Source organism: Polynucleobacter sp. QLW-P1DATA-2, from assembly GCF_001870365.1.
Classification (GTDB): Bacteria; Pseudomonadota; Gammaproteobacteria; order Burkholderiales; family Burkholderiaceae; genus Polynucleobacter.
In genome coordinates, this window is record NZ_LZMQ01000002.1 from 32,813 (window position 1) to 54,587 (window position 21,775).

Below are 21,775 nucleotides of genomic sequence, written 5' to 3' on the forward strand. Positions count from 1 at the left end.
TTTAAACGTCTAAGTTTCGGGCTATAAGCGCGTTCTTTTCAATAAACGCACGACGAGGCTCAACCTCATCTCCCATTAATGTTGTAAAGACTTGGTCGGCAGCGATAGCATCTTCAATTTTCACCTGCAAGAGCGTACGTGAGCTGGCATCCATAGTGGTTTCCCACAACTGAGATGGGTTCATCTCGCCAAGACCCTTATATCGCTGGCGGCTAAGAACGCGCTCAGCCTCAGATAGAAGCCAAGAGAACGCGCCCCTGAAGTCGCTAATAGTTTGTTCTTTTGGATTTTTTTCTGGATCACCGCGACGTACTTTTGTGCCAGGGAGCACTTTGCCGGATAAAACTGCCGCTGCATTAGCAAGGCTCTGGTAATCATCACCATGAACAAAATCTGAGTTGATGGTTGAAAGCTTTAGGTTGCCATGAATGCGACGTGACAATAACAAGCGGAAGCGCTCTGTGCGATCTTCTTTTTGCACAATAATTTCTGGCGGTAAGGCCAAAGGGTTTAGAGAATCGGCAAGCGCTTTTCTGAGTTGGTCGGCAGATTCGTTTGCAGACTTCTCTGTATCTAAATTAAGCTGCGTGCCTGATGCAATTGCACGCAAAGCATCTTCATCAATGGTGCGAGACAGGCGGTCCACAATGGATTGAATAACTTGGTAATGTTTAGCCAACTCATTTAGAGCCTCGCCCTCAATTAACTCACCATTAGGTATCTGCAAAGAAGCGGTTTCTAGCGCAATCTTTAATAACAATTGATTGAGCTCAGCATCGTCTTTGATGTATTGCTCGCTCTTACCAAACTTCACCTTATACAAAGGTGGTTGCGCAATATAAATGTGGCCACGCTCAATCAACTCTGGCATCTGTCTATAAAAGAAAGTTAAAAGCAGCGTGCGAATATGGCTTCCGTCAACGTCCGCGTCGGTCATGATGATGATGCGGTGGTAGCGCAGCTTATCTGCCTTGTACTCTTCAATACCTATTCCGGTACCTAGAACGGTAATTAAGGTGACCACCTCTTGACTAGCTAACATTTTGTCAAAGCGTGCTTTTTCAACGTTCAGAATTTTTCCTTTCAAGGGAAGAATTGCTTGAAAACGTCGGTCGCGTCCTTGCTTTGCAGAACCGCCCGCAGAGTCACCCTCAACAATAAACAATTCGGATTTTGTTGGGTCTTTTTCCTGGCAATCGGCCAATTTTCCCGGCAAACCCAAACCATCCAAGACGCCCTTGCGTCTTGTCATATCGCGCGCCTTACGAGCAGCTTCACGAGCGCGAGCAGCATCTACTATTTTTCCACAAAGGATTTTTGCGTCTGCTGGGCGTTCTTGCAAATATGCACTTAAAGCCTCTGCAACAATTTCTTCGACGGGTCCACGAACCTCGCTTGAAACCAGCTTGTCTTTTGTTTGGCTAGAAAACTTTGGTTCTGGAACTTTGACAGACAAAACACAGGCTAAGCCTTCGCGCATGTCGTCGCCAGAAATCTCCACCTTTGCTTTTTTAGCAACTTCATTCTCATCAATATATTTATTGATCACACGAGTCATAGCTGCACGCAAACCGGTTAGGTGAGTACCACCATCTCGTTGTGGAATGTTATTAGTGAAACAAAGCACTTGTTCACTAAAGCTGTCATTCCATTGCATAGACACTTCAGCTGTAATCTGACCACCTAAGTCTGAGGGGCGAACACCTTCGGCATAAAAAATATTGGGGTGTAAAACGTTTTTGGTTTGATTAATGTATTCAACAAAACCTTTGACGCCACCTGAGAAGGCAAAATCTTCTTCTTGACCGGTACGTTGATCAATTAATTTAATGTGGACGCCATTGTTTAGGAAAGAAAGTTCACGAATGCGCTTTACAAGAATTTCATAATGAAATTCGACATTACCGAAAATTTCCTCATCCGCCAAAAAGTGAACCTCTGTACCTGATAACTCAGTATCCCCAGTAACAGTAATGGGAGAGGTGATAACACCGTTTTCTTCTTGAATATTTCTGTTTTGAATAACGCCACGCGCAAACTCCATGTAGTGCGCTTTACCATCTCGACGAATTGTTAGCTTTAGCCATTTTGAGAGGGCGTTTACGCAACTTACACCCACACCATGTAAACCACCAGAAACTTTATAACTGTTTTGGTCAAACTTACCACCGGCATGCAACTCGGTCATTACGATTTCAGCGGCACTTCTTTTTGGTTCATGCTTATCGTCGTATTTAATACCTGTTGGAACACCACGGCCGTTATCAACAATTGAAATAGAGTTATCAGTTTGAATAACTACTGTAATTTCAGAGCAGTACCCTGCTAAGGCTTCATCAATAGAGTTGTCTAAAACCTCAAAAACAAGGTGATGTAAACCTGTGCCATCGGATGTATCTCCGATATACATACCGGGTCTTTTACGAACAGCTTCAAGGCCTTCTAAAATTTGAATCGATGCAGCGCCGTACTGCTCTACTACTTTTTTTTCTTCAGTCATTTTTTTCTAAATTAAATGCGCATTGGCATTACAACGTACTTAAAGTTCTCTGATCCAGGTAATGTAATCACAGCACTACTATTTGCATCGCCCAAACTAATCTGAATTTTTTCATTCTTTAGGTTGGCTAGTACATCAAGTAGGTAGCTAACATTGAAGCCAATCTCAACCGCATCACCACTGTATTCAGTTTCAATTTCCTCTTGAGCCTCTTCTTGCTCTGCATTGGTTGATTGAACAGTAATGCGATTAGGAGACAAGGAAAAACGAACACCTTTGAATTTATCGGTCGTGAGAATTGCAGCGCGTTGTAAGGCTGCTTGCAAGACATCTCTACCTACGATTAGTGAGTTTTTATGGCCCTTTGGAATAACTCTTTGGAAGTCCGGAAATTTACCCTCGACTAATTTGGAGATTAATTCAATATCACCAAAAGCAAATTTCACCTGATTAGCAGTTAGGCTGATCTCCAACATTTCATCAGAATCTTCCAATAGATGCTGGCACTCAAGAATAGTCTTACGAGGAATAATGATCTCTTGTCTTTGACCAGACCCTGTAGGGGCCTCTGCAAGCTCAACCTGCGAAAACGCTAGGCGGTGACCGTCGGTTGCTACAGCAACCACATCTTTACCCTCAACAACCAACAACATTCCATTTAAGTAATAGCGAATGTCTTGCTGCGCCATTGAAAAATGTACTTGACTAATGAGTTGACGAAAACTCTTTTGAGACATTTTCCAGGCAGCAGTTACTTCACCAACACTTTGCATTACCGGGAACTCTGTTGCGGATAATGTTTGCAGTGAAAAGCGGCTCTTACCGCTCTGCACCACCATACGATTGTCTTTAAGGTTTAAGGAAACTGGACCCTCAGGTAATGCCCTCAGAATATCTAACAGTTTTCTTGCAGCAACAGTAGTTGTTACATCCTCTGAACCAACACCAAAGTTGGCATTAGTTGTAATTTGAATTTCGATATCAGTAGAAATAAAAGATACCTTTTCACCATTCTTTTTAAATAAGAGGTTGGCCAAAATCGGTAGCGTGTGTCTACGTTCAACAATCCCACTAACCACCTGGAGTGGTTTTAATAAACTATCGCGCGAGGTGTTAACTAGTTGCATTGCTTTTAAATCCTTGTATATATCTTAGTAGTAATAGTAATAAGGCTTTGTTTTTCCGTGGATAACTCAAAAACCTCAAACAAAACAACACATTAAACGTTTAAAAACCTGTGGAAAACTTCTGTATAAGGCTTGCATAAAAACTGGATAACTCTGCTTCAACACCCTATTTTTGCATGAAGCGTGAACTTTCCACAATTTATCCACACTTAATCCCCAAACTTATCCCTAGGGTTAGTCACAGGGTTATCCACAGGCAAAACATCAAGATTTCAACGTTTGCTCTATAACGTGAATTTCGTGGTTCAACTGACTGTCATGCGAACGCTCTTCAGTGATCTTGCGAACCGCATGTAAAACAGTGGTGTGGTCACGTCCACCAAATAACTCCCCAATCTCAGGAAGGCTCTTTTGAGTCAATTCTTTGGCCATAAACATCGCAATTTGCCTTGGGCGGGCAATATTTGCAGGACGCTTTTTGGAATACATATCAGCAACTTTGATGCTGTAAAAATCGGCCACTGATTTTTGGATATTTTCTACAGAAATTTGGCGGTTTTGTATTGAAAGTAGGTCTTTAAGGGCTGTGCGAGCTACATCAATTGTGACTTCACGACCATGGAAGCGGACAAACGCTAGAATTTTGCGCAAAGCACCCTCAAGCTCTCGAACATTGGAGCGTAAATGTTTGGCGACAAAGAAGGCCACATCCTCAGTCATTGGGATGCCCTCGCTGGCCGCCTTTTTCATCAAAATAGCCACACGCATTTCAAGCTCTGGTGGCTCAATAGCAACTGTTAAACCTGAATCAAAGCGAGATATCAGGCGGTCATCAATCCCAGCCATCTCTTTGGGGTAGGTGTCACTAGTAATAATGACTTGTGATTTATTGCTTAGGAGGGCCTCGAAAGCATAAAAGAACTCTTCCTGTGTCCTCGACTTACCGCTAAAAAATTGAATGTCATCAATTAATAGGAGGTCTAGTGAGTGGTAGTAGCGCTTAAAGCGGTCAAAAGCCTTTTGTTGGTAGGCTCGCACAACATCTGAAACGTATTGTTCAGCATGGATATAGCGAATCCTGGCATTGGGTTTTTCTTTTAGAAGGTGATTACCAATCGCATGAATTAAATGGGTTTTACCTAAACCAACCCCGCCATATAGAAACATCGGGTTATAGGATGTTCCGGGGTTGTGTGCCACCTGAATGGATGCGGCGCGGGCCAGTTGATTGGCCTTTCCGGTCACAAAGGTCTCAAAAGTAAGGTTTGGATTGAGTTTTGAATGGTCCTCAATCTCGAATGGCTGCTCTTCAACAGAAATACTGGGGGCGACTTCAGTCGCCACATCGACCTCAAGGGCCACCTCTTTCGGGGTTGATGTTGGGCCTGGGCGCCACACCCTCAACAGCGAGGACAAAATTGATATTAATTGGGGCGCCAAAGTATTGTGATGCAAGCTCTTGGAATCGATCAGCAAAAGTCTTTTTAATCCAATCAAGCTTGAAGCGGTTTGGAGCGCCAACTGTTAGTGAGTGATCACTCTCTTCAAAAGATACAAGAGTTAAGGGCTGTATCCATGTTTTAAATTGCTGGGGCGACAGCTCGCGGGACAGGGCGCCAATGGCGCCATCCCAAAAACCCAATGGACTGGTTGAATTCAAGGCGGGAGGATTTTGTAAGTTGCTCATATTTTTGGAGGATCCATTGTAGCTATCCTGGAAAGTTATCCACAAGGTAAAAAATCGTGGAAAACCTGTGGATAACTTGTGAACAAAGAAAAAAAGTCCTTATAAATTAGTGTTTTAGTAAAAATTTACTCAAAAATAGAGAAAAACACCTAGATATTCGTAGGGATGGATTGACCTTTTGCTCCGCAACAAGGAAAATACTTGGTTTTGCAGGGATCTATCATGAAAAGAACGTATCAACCATCAGTAACACGTCGCAAGCGCACACACGGCTTCCGTATTCGTATGAAAACCAAAAGTGGACGCGCTGTATTAAATGCACGTCGCGCCAAAGGCCGCAAACGCTTGGCTGTTTAATTTAGCCGTTGAATAGCGCAAGGATTTCTGAGTTACTAAAAACGCGCCCCAAAACAAACGTGTCTTGGGGTATGTATCTCGTCGGCGCCCCACAGGGTGCAAAGCCGGACTTGGGCATTGCTGTTGCTAAAAAATTAGTTAAGCGCGCAGTAGATCGAAATCGCCTAAAGCGAATGATCCGAGAGTTGATTTGGTCTGCGCAATCAACAACATTAAACAAAGATGTTGTTGTCAAGCTTAAGAAGCCCGTCGGTCGTCAAACTCGTGGCAGACTTAGGAAGAAAGAAAAGCAACTCTTGCGCTCTCAAGTGGTGGAGCTTTTATAAGGTGCGCACTTTAAATCGCGCAGCGGTGAAGTTGGTGCGTATGTATCAACTTTTACTCAGTCCTTATATGGGCATGCAATGTAAATATGTGCCCACCTGCTCGCAATACGCGTGTGACTGCTTTAATCACTATGGATTTTTCAAGAGTCTTAGTCTGACAGCTTGGCGGATTGCACGCTGTAACCCCTTGTCACACGGCGGTTATGATCCTGCGGTAAAACAAACATCTCATTAATTTAAGCGAATACAAATGGACTTTAAAAAAACAATTCTTTGGGCTGTATTTTCACTGTCAGGCCTTATGCTCTACAACAACTGGCAAGTCCATGAGGGCAAGCCATCAATGTTTGGGGGCGCCTCTAATGTAACTGCTACTGCAACAGATAAAGCTGGCACACCAAAATTAGATATGCCGGCCGCAATCTCTGGCGTGCCTGCCACCCCTCAGGCACCCAATGCCAAAACAATAGCCACAGAGAGCACAGAAAAATTTACTCTTGAAAATGACCTCCTCTCTCTAGAGGTGAGTGCTGCAGGAGCAAATGTGGTTGATGCGAAGTTGTTGAAAGAACTCACTGCAGATCAAAAACCCGTAGAAATTTTTAAACACACACCGACCCACACTTATGTTGCGCGCTCCGGCTTGGTTGCGGTCGGTAATATCGAGCTACCAAATCACACCAGCACTTTCAAGTTAGATCGTTCCGGCAAAGACGGATCTGGCCGACCATTTTTAGTGCTCTCTAGCGAACGCAACGGCGTGAAGCTAGAAAAAACATTCCTTTTAAATCCAGGTAGCTACGACGTTTACGTTGGACATCGAGTAACGCAATTGGCCGCAAACGGCGGCCCCCTAGTTCTCTATACAGAAATCGTTCGGGATGGTTCACAAGAACAAAAAATCGGACCTTTTGGCGGCGCTTTTTCTGCCAGCACTTTTACTGGCCCAGCGATCTACACCGATGGGGACAAGTTTAAAAAAGTTCCTTTTACCGATATTGAAAAGAATAAATTTACACCACCAGCCCAAATTGCTGCTGGTCAGCCTGGCTGGGTTGCCATGGTTCAGCACTACTTTGCAAGCGCCTGGATTCCGGATGCTAAATTAGCGCGCGATATTTACTCTGGAAAAATTGATAACGATTTATATCGAGTTGGTATGCAGACACAGTTGGGTACGATAGCCACCGGAAGCACGGTTACCGCCAATGCGCAGCTATTTGTTGGCCCACAGGAAGAGCGCATGCTTGAAAAGATTGCCCCTGGACTTGAACTTTTAAAGGACTACGGCTATCTGACAATCTTGGCCAAACCAATTTTTTGGTTGTTAGAGCATATTCACAATATTGTTGGCAACTGGGGTTGGTCGATCATCCTCTTAACTATTTTGATCAAATTAGCATTCTTCCCGCTCTCAGCCGCAAGCTATAAATCCATGGCGCGTATGAAAGAAGTGCAGCCACGTTTGATGGCCATGAAGGAGCAATTTAAGGGTGATCCACAAAAGCTTAATCAAGCAATGATGGAGATGTATCGCAAAGAAAAAATTAATCCTTTGGGCGGCTGTTTACCAGTTGTGATTCAGATCCCCGTGTTTATTTCTTTGTACTGGGTGCTCTTGTCATCGGTAGAGATGCGTGGCGCACCTTGGATTTTATGGGTTCATGATTTATCAATACCAGACCCCTATTACATTTTGCCGATCATCATGGCGGTGTCGATGTTTGTGCAAACCAAACTTAATCCAACGCCACCTGATCCGGTGCAGGCCAAGGTAATGATGTACATGCCGATTGTGTTTTCAATCATGTTCTTCTTCTTCCCGGCTGGCTTGGTTTTGTATTGGGTAACTAACAACCTACTATCGATTGCACAGCAGTGGCAAATCAATCGTTTATTTGGAAAAAAGCCTGCTAAATAAGTAATGGCCTAAAGATTTAATGGATAACGCACAGCAATGATGACGAGAAAGTTACCCATCATTGCTGTAGCAACCGCTCCCGGTAAGGCTGGGGTTGGTGTTGTTCGTATCAGTGGACAAAATTTATCTTCAATTGCCCGGGCTCTTTTTCAAAAAGCGCTTCTTCCGCGACAGGCAACCTTGCTAAGTTTGCGGGATTCTGGCGGACAATTAATTGATCAGCTTGTTGCAATTTATTTTGCTGCTCCAGCATCTTTTACTGGGGAAGATGTTTTAGAGCTGCAGTGTCATGGCGGCCCTCAGTTACTTGAGTTAGTCATCAAGCGCTGTCTTGAGCTAGGCAAAGATGATGGTTTGGTAATCGCCGAGCCAGGCGAATTTACTTTACGCGCCTATCTAAACAACAAGGTAGATCTGGCCCAAGCTGAGGCTATTGCAGATTTGATTGATGCTCAAAGTGAGGCTGCTGTTCGTGGCGCGGCAAGATCTTTGCAGGGCGTGTTTTCGGATGATATCAATGCCCTGGTCGAAGAAATTACGCAACTGAGAATTTTGGTGGAATCAACGCTGGACTTTCCAGAAGAAGAAATTGAATTTCTAGAAAATGCGCAAGCACGTGAACGCCTATCGGCTGTCAAAACCAAACTGCAAGCCTTAAGAGATGGCGCTAAGCAAGGGAAGATTTTGCGCGATGGCATTCAACTCGTTTTAGCTGGCGCCCCCAATGTTGGAAAGAGCTCCTTATTAAATAGGTTGGCCGGCGAAGAGGTTGCGATTGTTACCCCAATAGCGGGAACTACCCGAGATCGAGTGAAGGAAAGCATTCAGATTGAAGGTGTGCCAATGCACATCATTGATACTGCTGGCCTGAGACAAACTGCTGACGAGGTCGAGGCAAAAGGAATTGAGCGTACTTGGGACGCAATTCGCTTAGCAGACTTAGTGATTTTCTTGACGGCAGCCGATGCCCAGACTGAGACAGGCGACTTAAGGGCGCAAATTATGGGGGCCCTACCCTCCAAGTGCCCTATATTGGAGGTGCTTAACAAATCAGATCTTTTATCCAAAGAGCTCCTTGTTAATCCTGAGGCAATTCTCATTTCAGCCAAAAAAGGCGATGGAATCGATCTTTTAAAGCAAAAAATCCTTGAAATAGTCGGGTGGAATGGGCCCCAGGAGGGTGCAATCATAGCCCGCAGGCGGCATCTTGACTGTATTGAGCGTGCTGCTGAACATATTGAAAAATCCGAACAATTCGCTGCAAATGGCAACAATTCGCTTGAATTGTTCGCAGAAGAGCTCTTTTTGGCCCAAAATCACCTTGGGCAGATTACCGGAAAGCTCCTCCCAGACGATCTTTTGGGAAAAATCTTTAGCCAATTCTGTATTGGGAAGTAAGCCTTTAATAAGAGCCGAACCCCGATCTAGGTCAATACGTCAAATATGACCAAAATGTTAAAATCATTGGATTAAAAAATTCAATTTTCATAGGGAAACATATGACTTCAACCACCAGCGGCCAAATCAATGTGAATGCGCCAGCTTACGTAAAAAACCAGGGCCTGATTAAGTGGGTTGCAGAAGTTGCTGCACTCACGAAGCCAGATGCCATTCGTTGGTGTGATGGCTCTCAAGCTGAGTACGATGAGTTGTGTGAGCTGTTGGTTAGCGCTGGTGTATTTAAGCGCCTGAATCCAGCCAAGCGCAAAAATTCATTTTTAGCCCTTTCTGATCCAGAAGATGTGGCGCGCGTTGAAGATCGCACATTTATTTGTTCAGACAAAAAAAGAAGATGCTGGCCCAACCAATAATTGGGTAGAGCCAAGCGAAATGCGCGCAACTTTGAATCCTTTGTTCGATGGTTGCATGCGCGGTAGAACCATGTATGTAGTGCCATTCTCAATGGGCCCAATTGGCTCACCAATCGCACACATTGGTGTTGAGTTATCGGACAGCCCTTATGTTGCTATCAATATGCGCTTGATGACCCGTATGGGCAAAGCGGTGATTGATCAGCTGGGCACTGATGGCGAATTCGTTCCTTGTATTCATACTGTAGGTAAGCCATTGGCTGCCGGTGAAAAAGACGTGGCATGGCCTAACAATAAGACCAAGTACATTGTTCATTACCCAGAGACTCGTGAGATTTGGTCATTTGGATCTGGCTATGGCGGTAATGCGTTGTTGGGCAAAAAATGTTTTGCATTACGTATCGCATCGAATATGGGTCGCGATCAAGGTTGGCTCGCAGAGCACATGTTGATTCTTGGTGTTACATCACCTGAAGGCAAGAAGTATCACATTGCCGCAGCATTCCCATCTGCTTGTGGAAAAACGAACTTCTCCATGATGATTCCTCCAAAAGGATTTGATGGTTGGAAAGTAACCACCATTGGTGATGACATTGCCTGGATCAAGCCGCGCAAAGACCCTGTGACTGGCAAGACACGCCTATTCGCAATTAATCCAGAGTCTGGCTACTTCGGCGTAGCTCCTGGCACAAACCGTCAAACTAATCAAAACTGTATTGATTCATTAAATCAAGATGTGATCTTTACCAACGTTGGTTTGACTGATGATGGTGATGTTTGGTGGGAGGGTTTAACAGAAACACCGCCTGCACATTTAATCGATTGGCAAGGTAAAGACTGGACTCCAGCCGATGGTGCTGCAGGTCGTAAAGCCGCGCATCCCAACTCACGCTTCACGGTTGCCGCAACGAATAACCCTGCAGTTGATCCAAAATGGGATGATCCAGAGGGCGTTCCAATCGACGCATTCTTATTCGGCGGACGTCGCTCGAACACCGTTCCTTTGGTAAGCGAAGCTCGTGATTGGGTTGAGGGCGTATACATGGCTGCTACCCTGGGCTCAGAAACTACTGCTGCGATTACTGGTCAAATCGGCGTTGTTCGTCGTGATCCGTTTGCAATGATTGCGTTTGCCGGTTACAACATGAGCGACTACTTCCAGCATTGGCTCAATATTGGTAAGAAGCTTGAGGCTGAAGGCGCTGTGTTGCCGAAAATCTATTGTGTGAACTGGTTCCGCAAAGATGAGAATGGCAAGTTTGTGTGGCCAGGCTTCGGTGAGAACATGCGCGTTCTCTCATGGATTTTGAATCGTGCCGAAGGGACAGCAAGTGGCAAAGAAACTCCATTTGGTATTTGCCCAGAGCACACTGACATGCACTGGGGCGGGCTTGACTACTCTGCTGAAAAGTTTGCCAAGGCCATCCATGTAGCTGTTGATGACTGGAAAAACGAGTTGAAGCTGCATACAGAATTGTTTGATCACCTTGGCGATCGTTTGCCTAAAGAGTTGAAAGAGACTCGAGCCAAGATCGAACAACGTTTGAATGCATAAGCTGTAAATTCATTAGCAGTAATTCACGCTCTACTAGACTTTATTAATGACCAAACCCCAACACCATGAAATCGTGGTGATTGGGGCAGGCATTTGCGGCGCAACCATTGCAAATGAGTTGCTCGAGCGCGGCAAGTCAGTCTGCGTTATCGATGCCGCAAGCTCTCCCGCGACTGCTTGCTCAAGTCACGCTTATGCCATCGCACATCCACATATTGGCAAAGGCGCTCCTCGCTTATTGCGTTTAACGCGCTTAGCGTTTTTATTGGCCGAGGCCAGATGGAACAAGGCCTGGCGGGCGCATGGTATTTTTCAGTCCACTAAAAAAGACAGAGAATTTAACCGGGAAGAAATCGCCGCACATCTACACTCTTTAGGCTTAAAAGAAGATATTGCTATTCCGCTTGACGCAAAAGAGGCAGAGAAAATCTGTGGCATTTCCCAAAGTGGCGTTTGGATTTCGCGCGGGGCTTGCTTAAACTTACAAGAAGCAAGCAAGCAGTTGCTAAAAGAGCACGAAAAGTTAACTTGTCTTTGGAACACGCGCGTTGCAAAACTAGAAGAGCGTAATGAGAAGTGGTATTTAGAAGATGAAGCAGGACGAGAAATCGTTTCTGCTGACAAGGTGGTGATTGCCGCCGCAATGGATAGTAAGAATTTAATCAACAGCCTTGGCATTCGACTGCCGCTTAGGCCAGTGCGTGGACAACTGAGTATTTTTTCTATCAAGTCAGATGATGCTTGGGCAAGCAAATTACCTAGGGTCGGAATTTCTGGGGATGGTTATTGCCTGCCAGCGAAACAGCTTTCTGATGGAAGTTATGAGTGGATTGTTGGATCAAGTTTTGATGAGGGCGAGGGGGATCTTGCGCCCAGGGCCGGTAGTGATGACTTTAATCGCCAGCAAGCCAAAGGTTTGCTGGCTTACGAAAACGGCGATATTACTAGCCTCACAAAAAGTGGTGAATTTGTTGGCGTGCGCTGTGTTGCTGGAGACCGCTTGCCCATCATTGGCGCACTTACTCAGCGGCCAGGCATATTTTTGGCTACTGCTTTGGGTTCCAGGGGAATTTTATGGTCAGCCCTAGCAGCCAAGCTAGTGACAGCTCAGCTACTTGAGGATGACTTTGCTTTACTTGCCCGCTTAGGTTTTGCAGCAGACTTGGTGGCAGCACTTGCGCCTGCGCGTTTCTTGGCTGGAGCTTTAGCTGCGCCAGCAGCTTTGGCTTCAAATTCAAAACCAATTTTGCCATCTGTACCAAGTGCCAAGTAGGCCTTAAAGCCGCGCCCAGTACGGTTCGACTTAAAGTTAGTCATCAAGTCGGTCTTGCCTTCTTTTAGCAATTTCTGAATTTGCTCGCTAGAGACTTCTTGCTGCAAGACCACTTTGCCGGTTTTGAAGTCACAGGTTTTAGCAGGCCCAGTATTGTTTTCACAAACATAGCGCATGCCATCTTCGTAGACTGCACCAGAGCATTTTGGACAAACGCCTAGTGCCTGGCGACCCGTGAAATCAATCGCTTCAGTTTCATCATCTTGCGTATTTCCAAAATCAAACTCGAGTTTGAATCCCGCATTTGGATAATCAGAATCATCTTCTGGAATTTCAGAAAGCTTAATAATTGCGGCAAATGGGCGACCCATTTTGCTGCGGAAGCCTTGTAGGGGGCCAATGGTTTTTTCACGCAACAATTCTTCTACTTCGGGATATTCAAACGCGCGCCCACCAGGAGTTTTGCTAATCGTAAAACCACACTTTTCACAGGCAAAGCGTCTATAGTTTTCTTTGACCGGACCCTTACAGTGCGGGCATGGCGTGGTCATTGTGGCGTAGTCACCTGGGATCGTATCGCTGTCGTATTCTTTTGCACGCTTCACGATACGCTGAGTCATTTGCGCGATTTCTTGCATGAAGGTGTCGCGATTCATCTTGCCTTGTTCGATGAGCGATAACTTATTTTCCCAACTGCCCGTTAAATCGGGGCGAGTTAATTCTTCAACATCCAAGCCTCGTAGCAAAGTCATTAACTGAAATGCCTTTGCCGTTGGGATAAGCTCACGCGCTTCACGCACAATATATTTTTCAGCCAGCAGACCTTCAATGATGGCTGCTCGGGTTGCTGGCGTACCAAGACCCTTCTCTGCCATTGCCTCGCGCATTTCATCGTCATCAACCCACTTGCCCGCACTTTCCATTGCGGATAGCAAGGTTGCCTCGGTGTAGCGCGCTGGCGGCTTAGTTTTCAATGGAATGGCATTTACTGATTCGGTTTGGACGGTTTCACCTTCTTGCACCGGCACCAACTCATCATCTGCTTGATTGGACTTGCCATAAACAGTGAGCCAGCCCGGGTTTACTAAGACACGCCCTTCGGTCTTGAAATGATGGCCTGAGGCCTCTGTAATGCGAGTGGTGACGCGAAATTCAGCGGCCGGATAAAAGACTGCCAAGAAACGACGCACTACCAAGTCATATAGCTTTGCCTCTGGCTCACTTAAACTTTTTGGTGTTTCTAGGGTTGGGATGATCGCAAAGTGATCGGAAATCTTGGAGTTATCAAAAATGCGTTTGTTGGGTTTGATCCAGCCATAACCTGCCTTTGCTTTGGGATCCTTTGGATCGCCCTGCAAAATTTGTTTAGCAAATGCACGATATTCTTGCGAATGATCCGCAATGTTCTCCATGGTTTGCTTAACGGTATCCAAGTAGTCTTCTGGCAATGCTTTTGCATCAGTACGAGGATAGGTCAACACTTTGTGACGCTCATACAGCGCTTGGGCAAGGCCCAGCGTATTTTTAGCAGAGAATCCAAAACGAGCATTCGCTTCGCGCTGCAAGCTTGTTAAGTCAAATAGTTGTGGCGCAAGTTGAGTTGCAGGCTTCGCTTCTTCAGTAACGGTAGCCTTTTTACCGCGGCAAGCTGCCACGATACTTTGTGCAGCCGCTTCACTCCATAGACGGTTCTCACGAGCGTCGGGCTCAGTAACATCTTTTTTGAATTTGGGATCAAACCAGCGACCTTCGTAAATGCCGGCTGCAGCAATAAATTCCGCTTTAACTTCCCAATAGTCTTTTGAAATAAATTTACGAATCAGCTCTTCGCGTTCAACAACAATCGAAAGCGTTGGCGTTTGAACGCGGCCAACAGTGGTCAAGAAGAAGCCACCACTCTTGCTATTAAATGCAGTCATGGCACGCGTGCCATTAATACCAACCAGCCAATCAGCCTCTGAGCGACAGCGCGCAGCATCTGCAAGTGGTTGCATTTCGTCATCAGTGCGCAGGCTTGCAAACCCATCACGGATTGCTGCAGGTGTCATTGATTGCAACCAAAGTCTTTTGACTGTTTGCGATGCTTTTGCATGTTGCGCAATCAATCTAAAAATGAGTTCGCCTTCACGTCCCGCATCGCAAGCATTAATGAGTGAGGTGACATCTTTGCGTTTGATGAGTTTTTGCAAAACCTTCAAACGCGATTCGGTCTTGGCGATCGGGCGCAAATCAAAATAGGGTGGCACAACAGGCAGGTTGGCAAAAGACCATTTGCCACGCTTGACGTCATACTCCTCTGGGGCTGCAATTTCTAAGAGGTGTCCAACAGCAGAAGAAATGAGAAAGTCATCATTCTCAAAATAGTCTTCATGCTTAGTAAAGCCACCCAGGGCTTTAGCGATATCGTTAGCTACCGAGGGCTTTTCAGCAATGATCAGAGCCTTAGGGTGATCGACAGATGAGATCTTGGTGCTGCTTTTGGTAGATGCTTTAGCCACGCGTTTGCCTAAATTTGAGCCTGAATTAATGTTTTTAATAGGGAAAAAGGATGATCAATTTAAACCAAATCAGGATTTGGCCCATTTCTATCCCCTTTTTTATTATTAACCGATAAATCTGGAAAAGTCCAAAAAAGCCCTTTTTAGAGGATTTTTGACCCCCCGGCGCGAAGACATTTTTTAGATAAAACCCACTTTAAATGCTCTTAAATGAGGTTTTTAGGGAAAAATGAGCTCATCCAGCACGTCTTTGGGGGTTTGAACTAATTTTGCGCCCTGCTGGATGAGTTGATTGCAGCCTACAAAAAGAGGGTCATGGATGGGTCCTGGCAATGCAAATACTTCCCTTCCTAGGTCTGCCGCAATACGAGCGGTAATAAGGGAGCCGGATCTCTCAGTTGCCTCAACCACCACCACACCTAGTGCTAAAGCGGCAATAATGCGATTTCGTTTTGGGAAGTGGAAAGCTTTGGGGCCAACGCCAGGCGCAAATTCTGAGATAAGCAACCCTTGCTGCCCAATTGCTTTTGCAAGGCCAAGATGCTCCCTTGGATACACCATATCTAGGCCCGTGCCGCAAACCGCTGCCGTGAAGTGAGGCTGGCAAAGATCAAGGACTGCTCGGTGAGCCGCTCCATCGATGCCCCTAGCAAGCCCTGAAATGATAAGTAGTCCCGCCTTAGAGAGCTCATGGGCAAATAGAGCGGCATTTTTGAGCCCTGTAGCGCTGGCATTGCGGGAGCCCACGATTGCCACCATTGGCAGCCGTAACAATTTTGCATCTCCACTTATATATAGAGCGCTGGGGGCGTCGTAGAGGTCATGGAGTCTGAGAGGGTAGTGCTTGTCAACCCTGGAGATTTTGCTGATGATGTTTGGTGGCATAGGCATAGAAATCAAATATTCTGATGGGCAGGGAATTTTGCGCAATCAGGACAGACAGATTGCTCTGTTGGATAATTCCTATATGGCTTTGTTAACCGTCCTTTGTTACCCCGATCCGCGCTTGCATCAAGTTGCCAAACCAGTGGCACAGGTAGACGCTCGTATTAAACAGATAGTGGCCGACATGGCAGACACGATGTATGAGGCGCCCGGGGTTGGGTTAGCTGCAACCCAGGTGAACATTCATGAACGCATTGTAGTAATTGATGTGTCTGATGAGCAAAATGAGCTGATGGTTTTTATTAACCCAGAAATTATTTGGGCAAGCCCCGAGAAAAAATCTTGGCGTGAAGGGTGTCTTTCTGTTCCTGAGTTTTATGACGAAGTTGAGAGGCCTGCAGAAATTCGCGTTAAGGCTCTTGATCTAAATGGTAAAGAGTTTGAGCTTGACGCCGATGGATTGTTAGCGGTTTGCTTGCAACATGAGTTGGACCATTTGCAGGGAAAAGTATTTGTTGAGTATCTATCATTTCTTAAGCAAACTCGCATCTCCCAAAAAATGAAGAAGCGTGCCAAAGAATTAGTAGGTCAGCGCTAAGCGCCCTGAATGAAAATAGTTTTTGCTGGGACCCCCGAATTTGCAGCACAGGCCATGCGCGCAATTGATGCAGCCGGCCATGAAATCGTGCTGGTGCTTACCCAGCCAGATCGCCGCGCTGGTAGAGGCATGCATTTACAAGCCAGTCCCGTTAAAGAATTTGCCCTCAAGAAAAGCATACCCGTACTTCAGCCAGAGACACTAAAGCGAAACAGTGTTGATGCTCAAAAAAAGTTACAAGCTCAAGATGCATATCAGCAATTATCAGAAATTGATTTTGACGCGATGGTAGTAGTTGCTTACGGCTTGATATTGCCCCAAGAAATTTTAGATATTAGTGAACGCCCAGGAAGACATGGAAGCTTTAATATTCACGCCTCTCTTTTGCCTCGTTGGCGTGGTGCGGCACCTATTCAACGCGCCATAGAAGCAGGCGATCATAAGACAGGCGTATGCATCATGCAGATGGATGCTGGTCTTGATACGGGCGATACAGTATTGACAGAGGAGCTCGAAATTTCTGCTCATGAAACCAGTGCTACGCTACATGATCGCTTGGCTATCTTGGGCGCCAAGTTAATTGTTAATGTGCTTGATCAATTACAAAACGGTCATGATTTAACGCATATGTCTCAGTCAAAGCTTGGCATTTCGTATGCGGAAAAAATATTAAAAGCTGAGGCTGAGATCGATTGGCATCGAGATGCACAGCAAATCGATGCTCGGATACGGGCATTCAACCCTTTTCCTGGCGCCACCACCAGCTTAGGTGACCTCTCTATCAAGCTGTGGAGTTCGCGTGTTGCCAAGACAGCCCCCGATAGTCAGTCAGCAATGCCTGGCCAGGTGTTGGGCTTGGGTGATCAAGGCGTGTATGTGAAGTGTGGATCTGGAGCCATTGAAGTGTTAGAGATGCAAAAGCCCGGCGGAAAAAAAATGAGTGCAAAGATGTGTTTGCAAACATTGAGCGCCGACGATAAATTGTTGTGCTTTCAAACAAAGGCATCGCTTTGACCCCGAGTAAATTCCATTGGTAGATCAAAAAACGCCGCATAGCTTACCCCTTTCTGAAGCAATCACTATTGCTGCTCAGGCCATTACTGAGGTGATGAGTGGTCGATCCCTAACTGAAGTTTTAGACCAACTAGATGCGCACGAGAGACCAATCGTCCAAAGCTTGAGTTTCGATGCATTGCGTAAATGGATTCGCTCTCATGAGCTGATAAAGCAATTTGTTCCTAAAGCTCCCCCACCAGAAGTTGATCATTTGTTAACTGTTGCTATTGCTCTGTTTGTCCGCGATGGTTCTGAGGGGAAGGGTTATGCAGCCCATACGATTGTTGATCAAGCAGTTAGGGCCTGCGAAGAGTATGACAAGACGATGTATGCCAAGGGCCTAGTAAATGCGGTGCTGCGCAAGGTGAGTCTCGCCTTGCAACCCCCTGAGGGCCAGCCTCACTACCCGCCTGATCCTATTCCCATGTTTGCCCCGGCTTGGTGGCGAGCAAACTTAAAGCGGAATTATCCAAAAGCATGGCAGTCGATCTTATTTGCTCAAGCAAAGCGAGCACCATTAATTTTGCGCGTGAATCAACGGCAATATTCGCGGGAACAATATCAAGCTCTATTAAGCGATGCGAGTATTTCGTCTTTGCCCATTGAGTCGGTTGCAGGGATCCCATTGCCAAGCGCATTGTTATTGCCAAACCCAGTTCCCGTTTCTGATTTACCGGGTTTTTATAGTGGCGCTGTATCTGTACAAGATGCTGGCGCTCAATTGGCAGCTACTTTATTAAATCCTCAGCCTGGCGATTTAATCTTAGATGCCTGTGCAGCCCCTGGCGGAAAGACTGCCCATTTGCTCGAGTTAGCGGACTGTCAGATGAGGGCGTTAGAGCTGGATGGCGAGCGCCTTGGAAAAATTGGGGGCAACTTAGATCGTCTACGCCTGCATTCTGAAAAAAGTAAAAGTGCTTCGTGGCGATGCCTCAAAAGCTGCTTGGTGGGATGGCGTGTTGTTTGACAAAATTTTGCTAGATGCGCCTTGCTCTGCATCGGGAATTGTTGCTCGTCACCCAGATATCCCATTTTTACGCCGTGAGGCGGACATTAGGTCCTTGCAGCAAAAGCAGCGTGAGATATTGACCCAAGCTTGGAAGATGCTCAAGCTAGAAGGCCTGCTTCTATACGTTACATGCTCGGTATTTCCAGAGGAAGGGGAGGATCAAGCGGTCTGGTTTGCCCAGCAGCATGGCAATGCGGTACGATTAAGCGCTCCAGGACAGCTTTTGCCTACAGAAGCCAATGACGGTTTTTACTTTGCCTTGTTTAAGAAAAATGGGGCCATGAGCCAAAGAATTAAGCAATTCATCTTTTTGGGTTTGATGGTGTTGAGTGTATTTTCAACTACTGTCTGCGCCGAAGGTATCAAGATCAAATCCTTTGAGTTAGAAAAGGTTGATAGCGACTGGTTATTAAATGCTACTTTTCAAATTGAACTTTCTCCAGGCCTAGAAGAAGCCGTTCAAAAAGGTGTGGTCTTATATTTTCAAACTGAATTTGATCTCACGCGCTCACGTTGGTATTGGTTTGATGAAAAATCTACCCTAGTTCAAAGACAAACACGTTTGTCGTATCAGCCCCTTACTCAGCAATATCGAATTGCATCTGACGGCTTTACTTTTTCGGCAAAAACAATTTCTGAGGCGCTGCAAGCGGTGGGCAGTGTCGGTGGTTGGCGCGTTATTGATAACAATCAAGTCGATGCCAGCAAAGCCTATACCGCAGGTCTACGCATGACCTTAGACTTAAGCAAGCTCCCCAAACCATTCCAGGTCAATGCATTGAATAATAGAGACTGGAATGTTTCGAGTGACTGGCTGCATTTCCCTTTCTCCCCCAATGGCCCGGCGCTGATTAAGCGATGAGAGAGGCCCTAACACCGCTTAAGCCAAGCTTTTTTGAATCGAAAGCTTGGCGCAAGAAATTGCTCCCAATCGCCATAGGCTTAATTGGCGCATTTGCATTGATGCTATTAGTTTTATTGTCGATTGCATCATCTAACACCGAGTTTTTTGATCGATACTTCATTTGGCTTTACGCAGCCAACGTAGTTATTGGAGTTTGCTTAACTCTGGTCATTTTGACCTTGGTGATTGTGATTGCCGTACGCTGGTATCGAGGCCACTTTGGTACCCGCTTGATTGCAAAGCTGGCAATGATTTTTGCTTTAGTCGGAATCGTGCCGGGCTTAATTTTGTACGGAGTGTCTCTTCAATTCGTATCAAGAAGTATCGAGACTTGGTTTGACGTTAAGGTTGAGTCAGCGCTGGATTCGGGACTAGAGTTAGGACGAGTCACCTTACGCGTTGCCCAAGAAGAAATCCTTGGTGAGGGTAATTTCATCGCCGAGCAAATTGTTCAAGTACCAGCAGGCTCTAGTTCCGAGCAGGTCGGGGCTATGGTCATGAAAATTCGGAATCAATTTGGCATTCAAGAGGTTACCCTCTTTAACATGCAGCGTAGTTTTATTTTCAGTAGTGAAGCACGACCTAAGAAATTCTTACCGGCTCCTAGTGCCGAAGTGATTGCAGAGGCCTTTAAGAAGAAGGGCATTACTTTTTTAGATCAAATTGAGCTCGAGAATGGCCAGCGAGGCTATCGAGTAAGGGCGATTGTGCCAATCGTGCGAAAGAAGCCCATCCTAGGCAAAGCAGATCTAAATAAAGATGCGGAAGATAAATACTTCCTGCAGTTAGTGCGTTTTATTCCGGAACCATTAGCAAAAAATATTTTTGCAGTCGAGAGCGCTTACAGTGAATATCAAGAAAAAGCCTTGGGACGAAGTGGGCTGCGCAAAATGTTTGTGGGCACGCTTACCCTCACCCTATTTTTTGCATTATTTGTTGCGGTGATATTGGCCTTGCTATTGGGGCGTCAGCTCGCCCGCCCACTCTTGATGCTGCTGAAGGGCACTCAGGCCGTTGCACAGGGTGACTTATCGCCAAAGCCAGAGCTAGATACTGGCGACGAGCTGGGGATGCTCACACGGCAATTTAATGTGATGACCAGACAGCTTGCCGATACCCGTACCTCGCTGCAGGAATCTAAGGCATTTTTAGAAAAAGTATTGGGCAACCTAACAGCAGGTGTTTGCATCTTTGATAAAAATTACAACGTAGTTTCTAGCAATGCTGGCGCTGACCGCATATTTGCACATGATCTAACCTTATTAGATAGCAAGCCCTTGAGTAGTAACCCAGCACTGATTGAGTTTGAGAGCGCCATCAAAGAGGGCTTTGCAACCATGAAATTAACTGTGGCGAATGAGAGTGGTAGCGACACTGCTCAAGCTGCTCCGCAAGCTGCACCAGTTTGGCAAAAGCAAATCCAACTTCACGCTACCAACGAATTTGAGAATGAACCCGGTATCACCGTGTTTGTGCGTGGCACACAATTAACGCCCGAGCTACGGATGGTGGTATTTGATGATATTACGGACGTGGTGAGCGCACAAAGATCGATCGCTTGGAGTGAGGTCGCACGACGCTTGGCCCATGAGATTAAGAATCCACTAACTCCAATTCAGCTATCTGCGGAGCGTTTGCAGCATAAGCTTTCAGGTAAGCTTAGCCCAGAGCAAGAAGAGATAATGAATCGCAGTACTGAAACCATCATTGGCCAAGTACAAGCCATGAAAGAGATGGTGAATGATTTTAGGGACTTCGCTAAAACCCCGACGCCACAACTCAAGCCGGTCTCAATTAATACACTTACATCAGAAATTTTGGGTTTATACGAAGGCAGTCCATTGCGTACCCAGTTGGATGAGCGTTGCCCAAATATTATGGGAGACTCAACCCAACTAAGACAGGTAATTCATAACTTGCTACAAAATGCTCAAGATGCGACCCTTGAAGGCAAGCATCAGGCTGAGCCTGTAGAGGTAAAAACAGAATTAGTGCCCTATGGCGAGCAAGATGGCGTAACGCAAAATGCGGTGCGCTTAACAATAAGTGATAGTGGAGTTGGATTTACAGCTAAGATATTGGCAAGAGCCTTTGAACCTTACGTAACCACCAAGAGTAAAGGAACGGGATTGGGTTTGGCAGTGGTCAAAAAAATTATTGATGATCATGGTGCCAAAATTGAAATCCGAAACCGTATGCAGGGCGAGGAAGTGGTTGGTGCAAAAGTATCAATTTTGTTTATGAATTTAGCAAAAGAGGCAGCCTAAG

Annotated in this window: 14 protein-coding genes and 3 pseudogenes; 12 read left to right on the forward strand and 5 right to left on the reverse strand. The window is 45.8% G+C overall.

The features are described from left to right. Window position 1 precedes the first annotated feature (1 nt). The 3 genes and pseudogenes from gyrB to dnaA form a co-directional block, all read right to left on the reverse strand. Complete coding sequence (gene gyrB, locus A9236_RS02360) at window positions 2–2,500, reverse strand: DNA topoisomerase (ATP-hydrolyzing) subunit B (protein WP_071464367.1); 2,499 nt, start codon at window positions 2,498–2,500, stop codon at window positions 2–4. An 11-nt stretch (window positions 2,501–2,511) separates the two neighbouring features. Then, window positions 2,512–3,627 carry a DNA polymerase III subunit beta gene (dnaN, locus tag A9236_RS02365; RefSeq protein ID WP_071464366.1) on the reverse strand — a complete coding sequence of 372 codons (1,116 nt, stop codon included), beginning with the start codon at window positions 3,625–3,627 and terminating at the stop codon, window positions 2,512–2,514. 264 nt (window positions 3,628–3,891) lie between these two features. Next, window positions 3,892–5,263: pseudogene (gene dnaA, locus A9236_RS02370) on the reverse strand (chromosomal replication initiator protein DnaA); the annotation flags it as partial. A gap of 273 nt (window positions 5,264–5,536) precedes the next feature. Here dnaA and rpmH point away from each other — a divergent pair. The 7 genes and pseudogenes from rpmH to mnmC form a co-directional block, all read left to right on the forward strand. Beyond that, a complete protein-coding gene (gene rpmH / locus A9236_RS02380; RefSeq protein ID WP_011903922.1) occupies window positions 5,537–5,671 on the forward strand; it encodes a 50S ribosomal protein L34 in 135 nt (44 codons plus the stop codon). 71 nt (window positions 5,672–5,742) lie between these two features. Further along, window positions 5,743–5,997 (forward strand): ribonuclease P protein component, encoded by a 255-nt coding sequence (gene rnpA / locus A9236_RS02385; protein ID WP_236638665.1) that lies wholly within the window; start codon window positions 5,743–5,745, stop codon window positions 5,995–5,997. Then, entirely contained in the window at window positions 5,894–6,232 is a 339-nt protein-coding gene (gene yidD / locus A9236_RS11405; RefSeq protein ID WP_083393410.1) for a membrane protein insertion efficiency factor YidD, read from the forward strand. The genes rnpA and yidD overlap by 104 nt, the downstream gene beginning before the upstream one ends. 15 nt (window positions 6,233–6,247) lie before the next feature. Further along, window positions 6,248–7,918 carry a membrane protein insertase YidC gene (gene yidC, locus A9236_RS02390; protein WP_071464365.1) on the forward strand — a complete coding sequence of 557 codons (1,671 nt, stop codon included), beginning with the start codon at window positions 6,248–6,250 and terminating at the stop codon, window positions 7,916–7,918. Between the two features lie 39 nt (window positions 7,919–7,957). Then, complete coding sequence (gene mnmE / locus A9236_RS02395; protein WP_071464405.1) at window positions 7,958–9,316, forward strand: tRNA uridine-5-carboxymethylaminomethyl(34) synthesis GTPase MnmE; 1,359 nt, start codon at window positions 7,958–7,960, stop codon at window positions 9,314–9,316. Window positions 9,317–9,417: 101 nt separating this feature from the next. Further along, window positions 9,418–11,284: pseudogene (locus A9236_RS02400) on the forward strand (phosphoenolpyruvate carboxykinase (GTP)). Between the two features lie 46 nt (window positions 11,285–11,330). Beyond that, window positions 11,331–12,422 (forward strand): annotated as a pseudogene (gene mnmC / locus A9236_RS11240) (FAD-dependent 5-carboxymethylaminomethyl-2-thiouridine(34) oxidoreductase MnmC); the annotation flags it as partial. Here mnmC and A9236_RS02405 read toward each other — a convergent pair. Together A9236_RS02405 and dprA are read right to left on the reverse strand one after the other, a co-directional pair. Continuing rightward, window positions 12,392–15,055 (reverse strand): DNA topoisomerase III, encoded by a 2,664-nt coding sequence (locus A9236_RS02405; protein WP_236638666.1) that lies wholly within the window; start codon window positions 15,053–15,055, stop codon window positions 12,392–12,394. The pseudogene mnmC and the gene A9236_RS02405 sit on opposite strands and share 31 nt — an antisense overlap. Before the next feature lie 219 nt (window positions 15,056–15,274). Beyond that, window positions 15,275–15,946, reverse strand: a complete 672-nt coding sequence (gene dprA / locus A9236_RS02410; RefSeq protein ID WP_236638667.1) for a DNA-processing protein DprA — start codon at window positions 15,944–15,946, stop codon at window positions 15,275–15,277. Window positions 15,947–16,022: 76 nt separating this feature from the next. On the opposite strand from dprA, the gene def reads away from it, so the two are divergent. From def to A9236_RS02435, 5 genes are read left to right on the forward strand one after another with little or no spacing between them, the layout of a single operon-like run. Next, a complete protein-coding gene (gene def, locus A9236_RS02415; protein WP_071464402.1) occupies window positions 16,023–16,538 on the forward strand; it encodes a peptide deformylase in 516 nt (171 codons plus the stop codon). 9 nt (window positions 16,539–16,547) lie between these two features. After that, complete coding sequence (gene fmt, locus A9236_RS02420) at window positions 16,548–17,552, forward strand: methionyl-tRNA formyltransferase (protein WP_071464362.1); 1,005 nt, start codon at window positions 16,548–16,550, stop codon at window positions 17,550–17,552. A gap of 16 nt (window positions 17,553–17,568) precedes the next feature. Next, window positions 17,569–18,561, forward strand: a complete 993-nt coding sequence (locus A9236_RS11410; protein WP_255402236.1) for a transcription antitermination factor NusB — start codon at window positions 17,569–17,571, stop codon at window positions 18,559–18,561. After that, window positions 18,509–19,465 carry a DUF4390 domain-containing protein gene (locus A9236_RS11415; RefSeq protein ID WP_255402237.1) on the forward strand — a complete coding sequence of 319 codons (957 nt, stop codon included), beginning with the start codon at window positions 18,509–18,511 and terminating at the stop codon, window positions 19,463–19,465. The genes A9236_RS11410 and A9236_RS11415 overlap by 53 nt, the downstream gene beginning before the upstream one ends. Continuing rightward, entirely contained in the window at window positions 19,462–21,774 is a 2,313-nt protein-coding gene (locus A9236_RS02435) for an ATP-binding protein (protein ID WP_071464360.1), read from the forward strand. The genes A9236_RS11415 and A9236_RS02435 overlap by 4 nt, the downstream gene beginning before the upstream one ends. Window position 21,775: the final 1 nt, after the last annotated feature.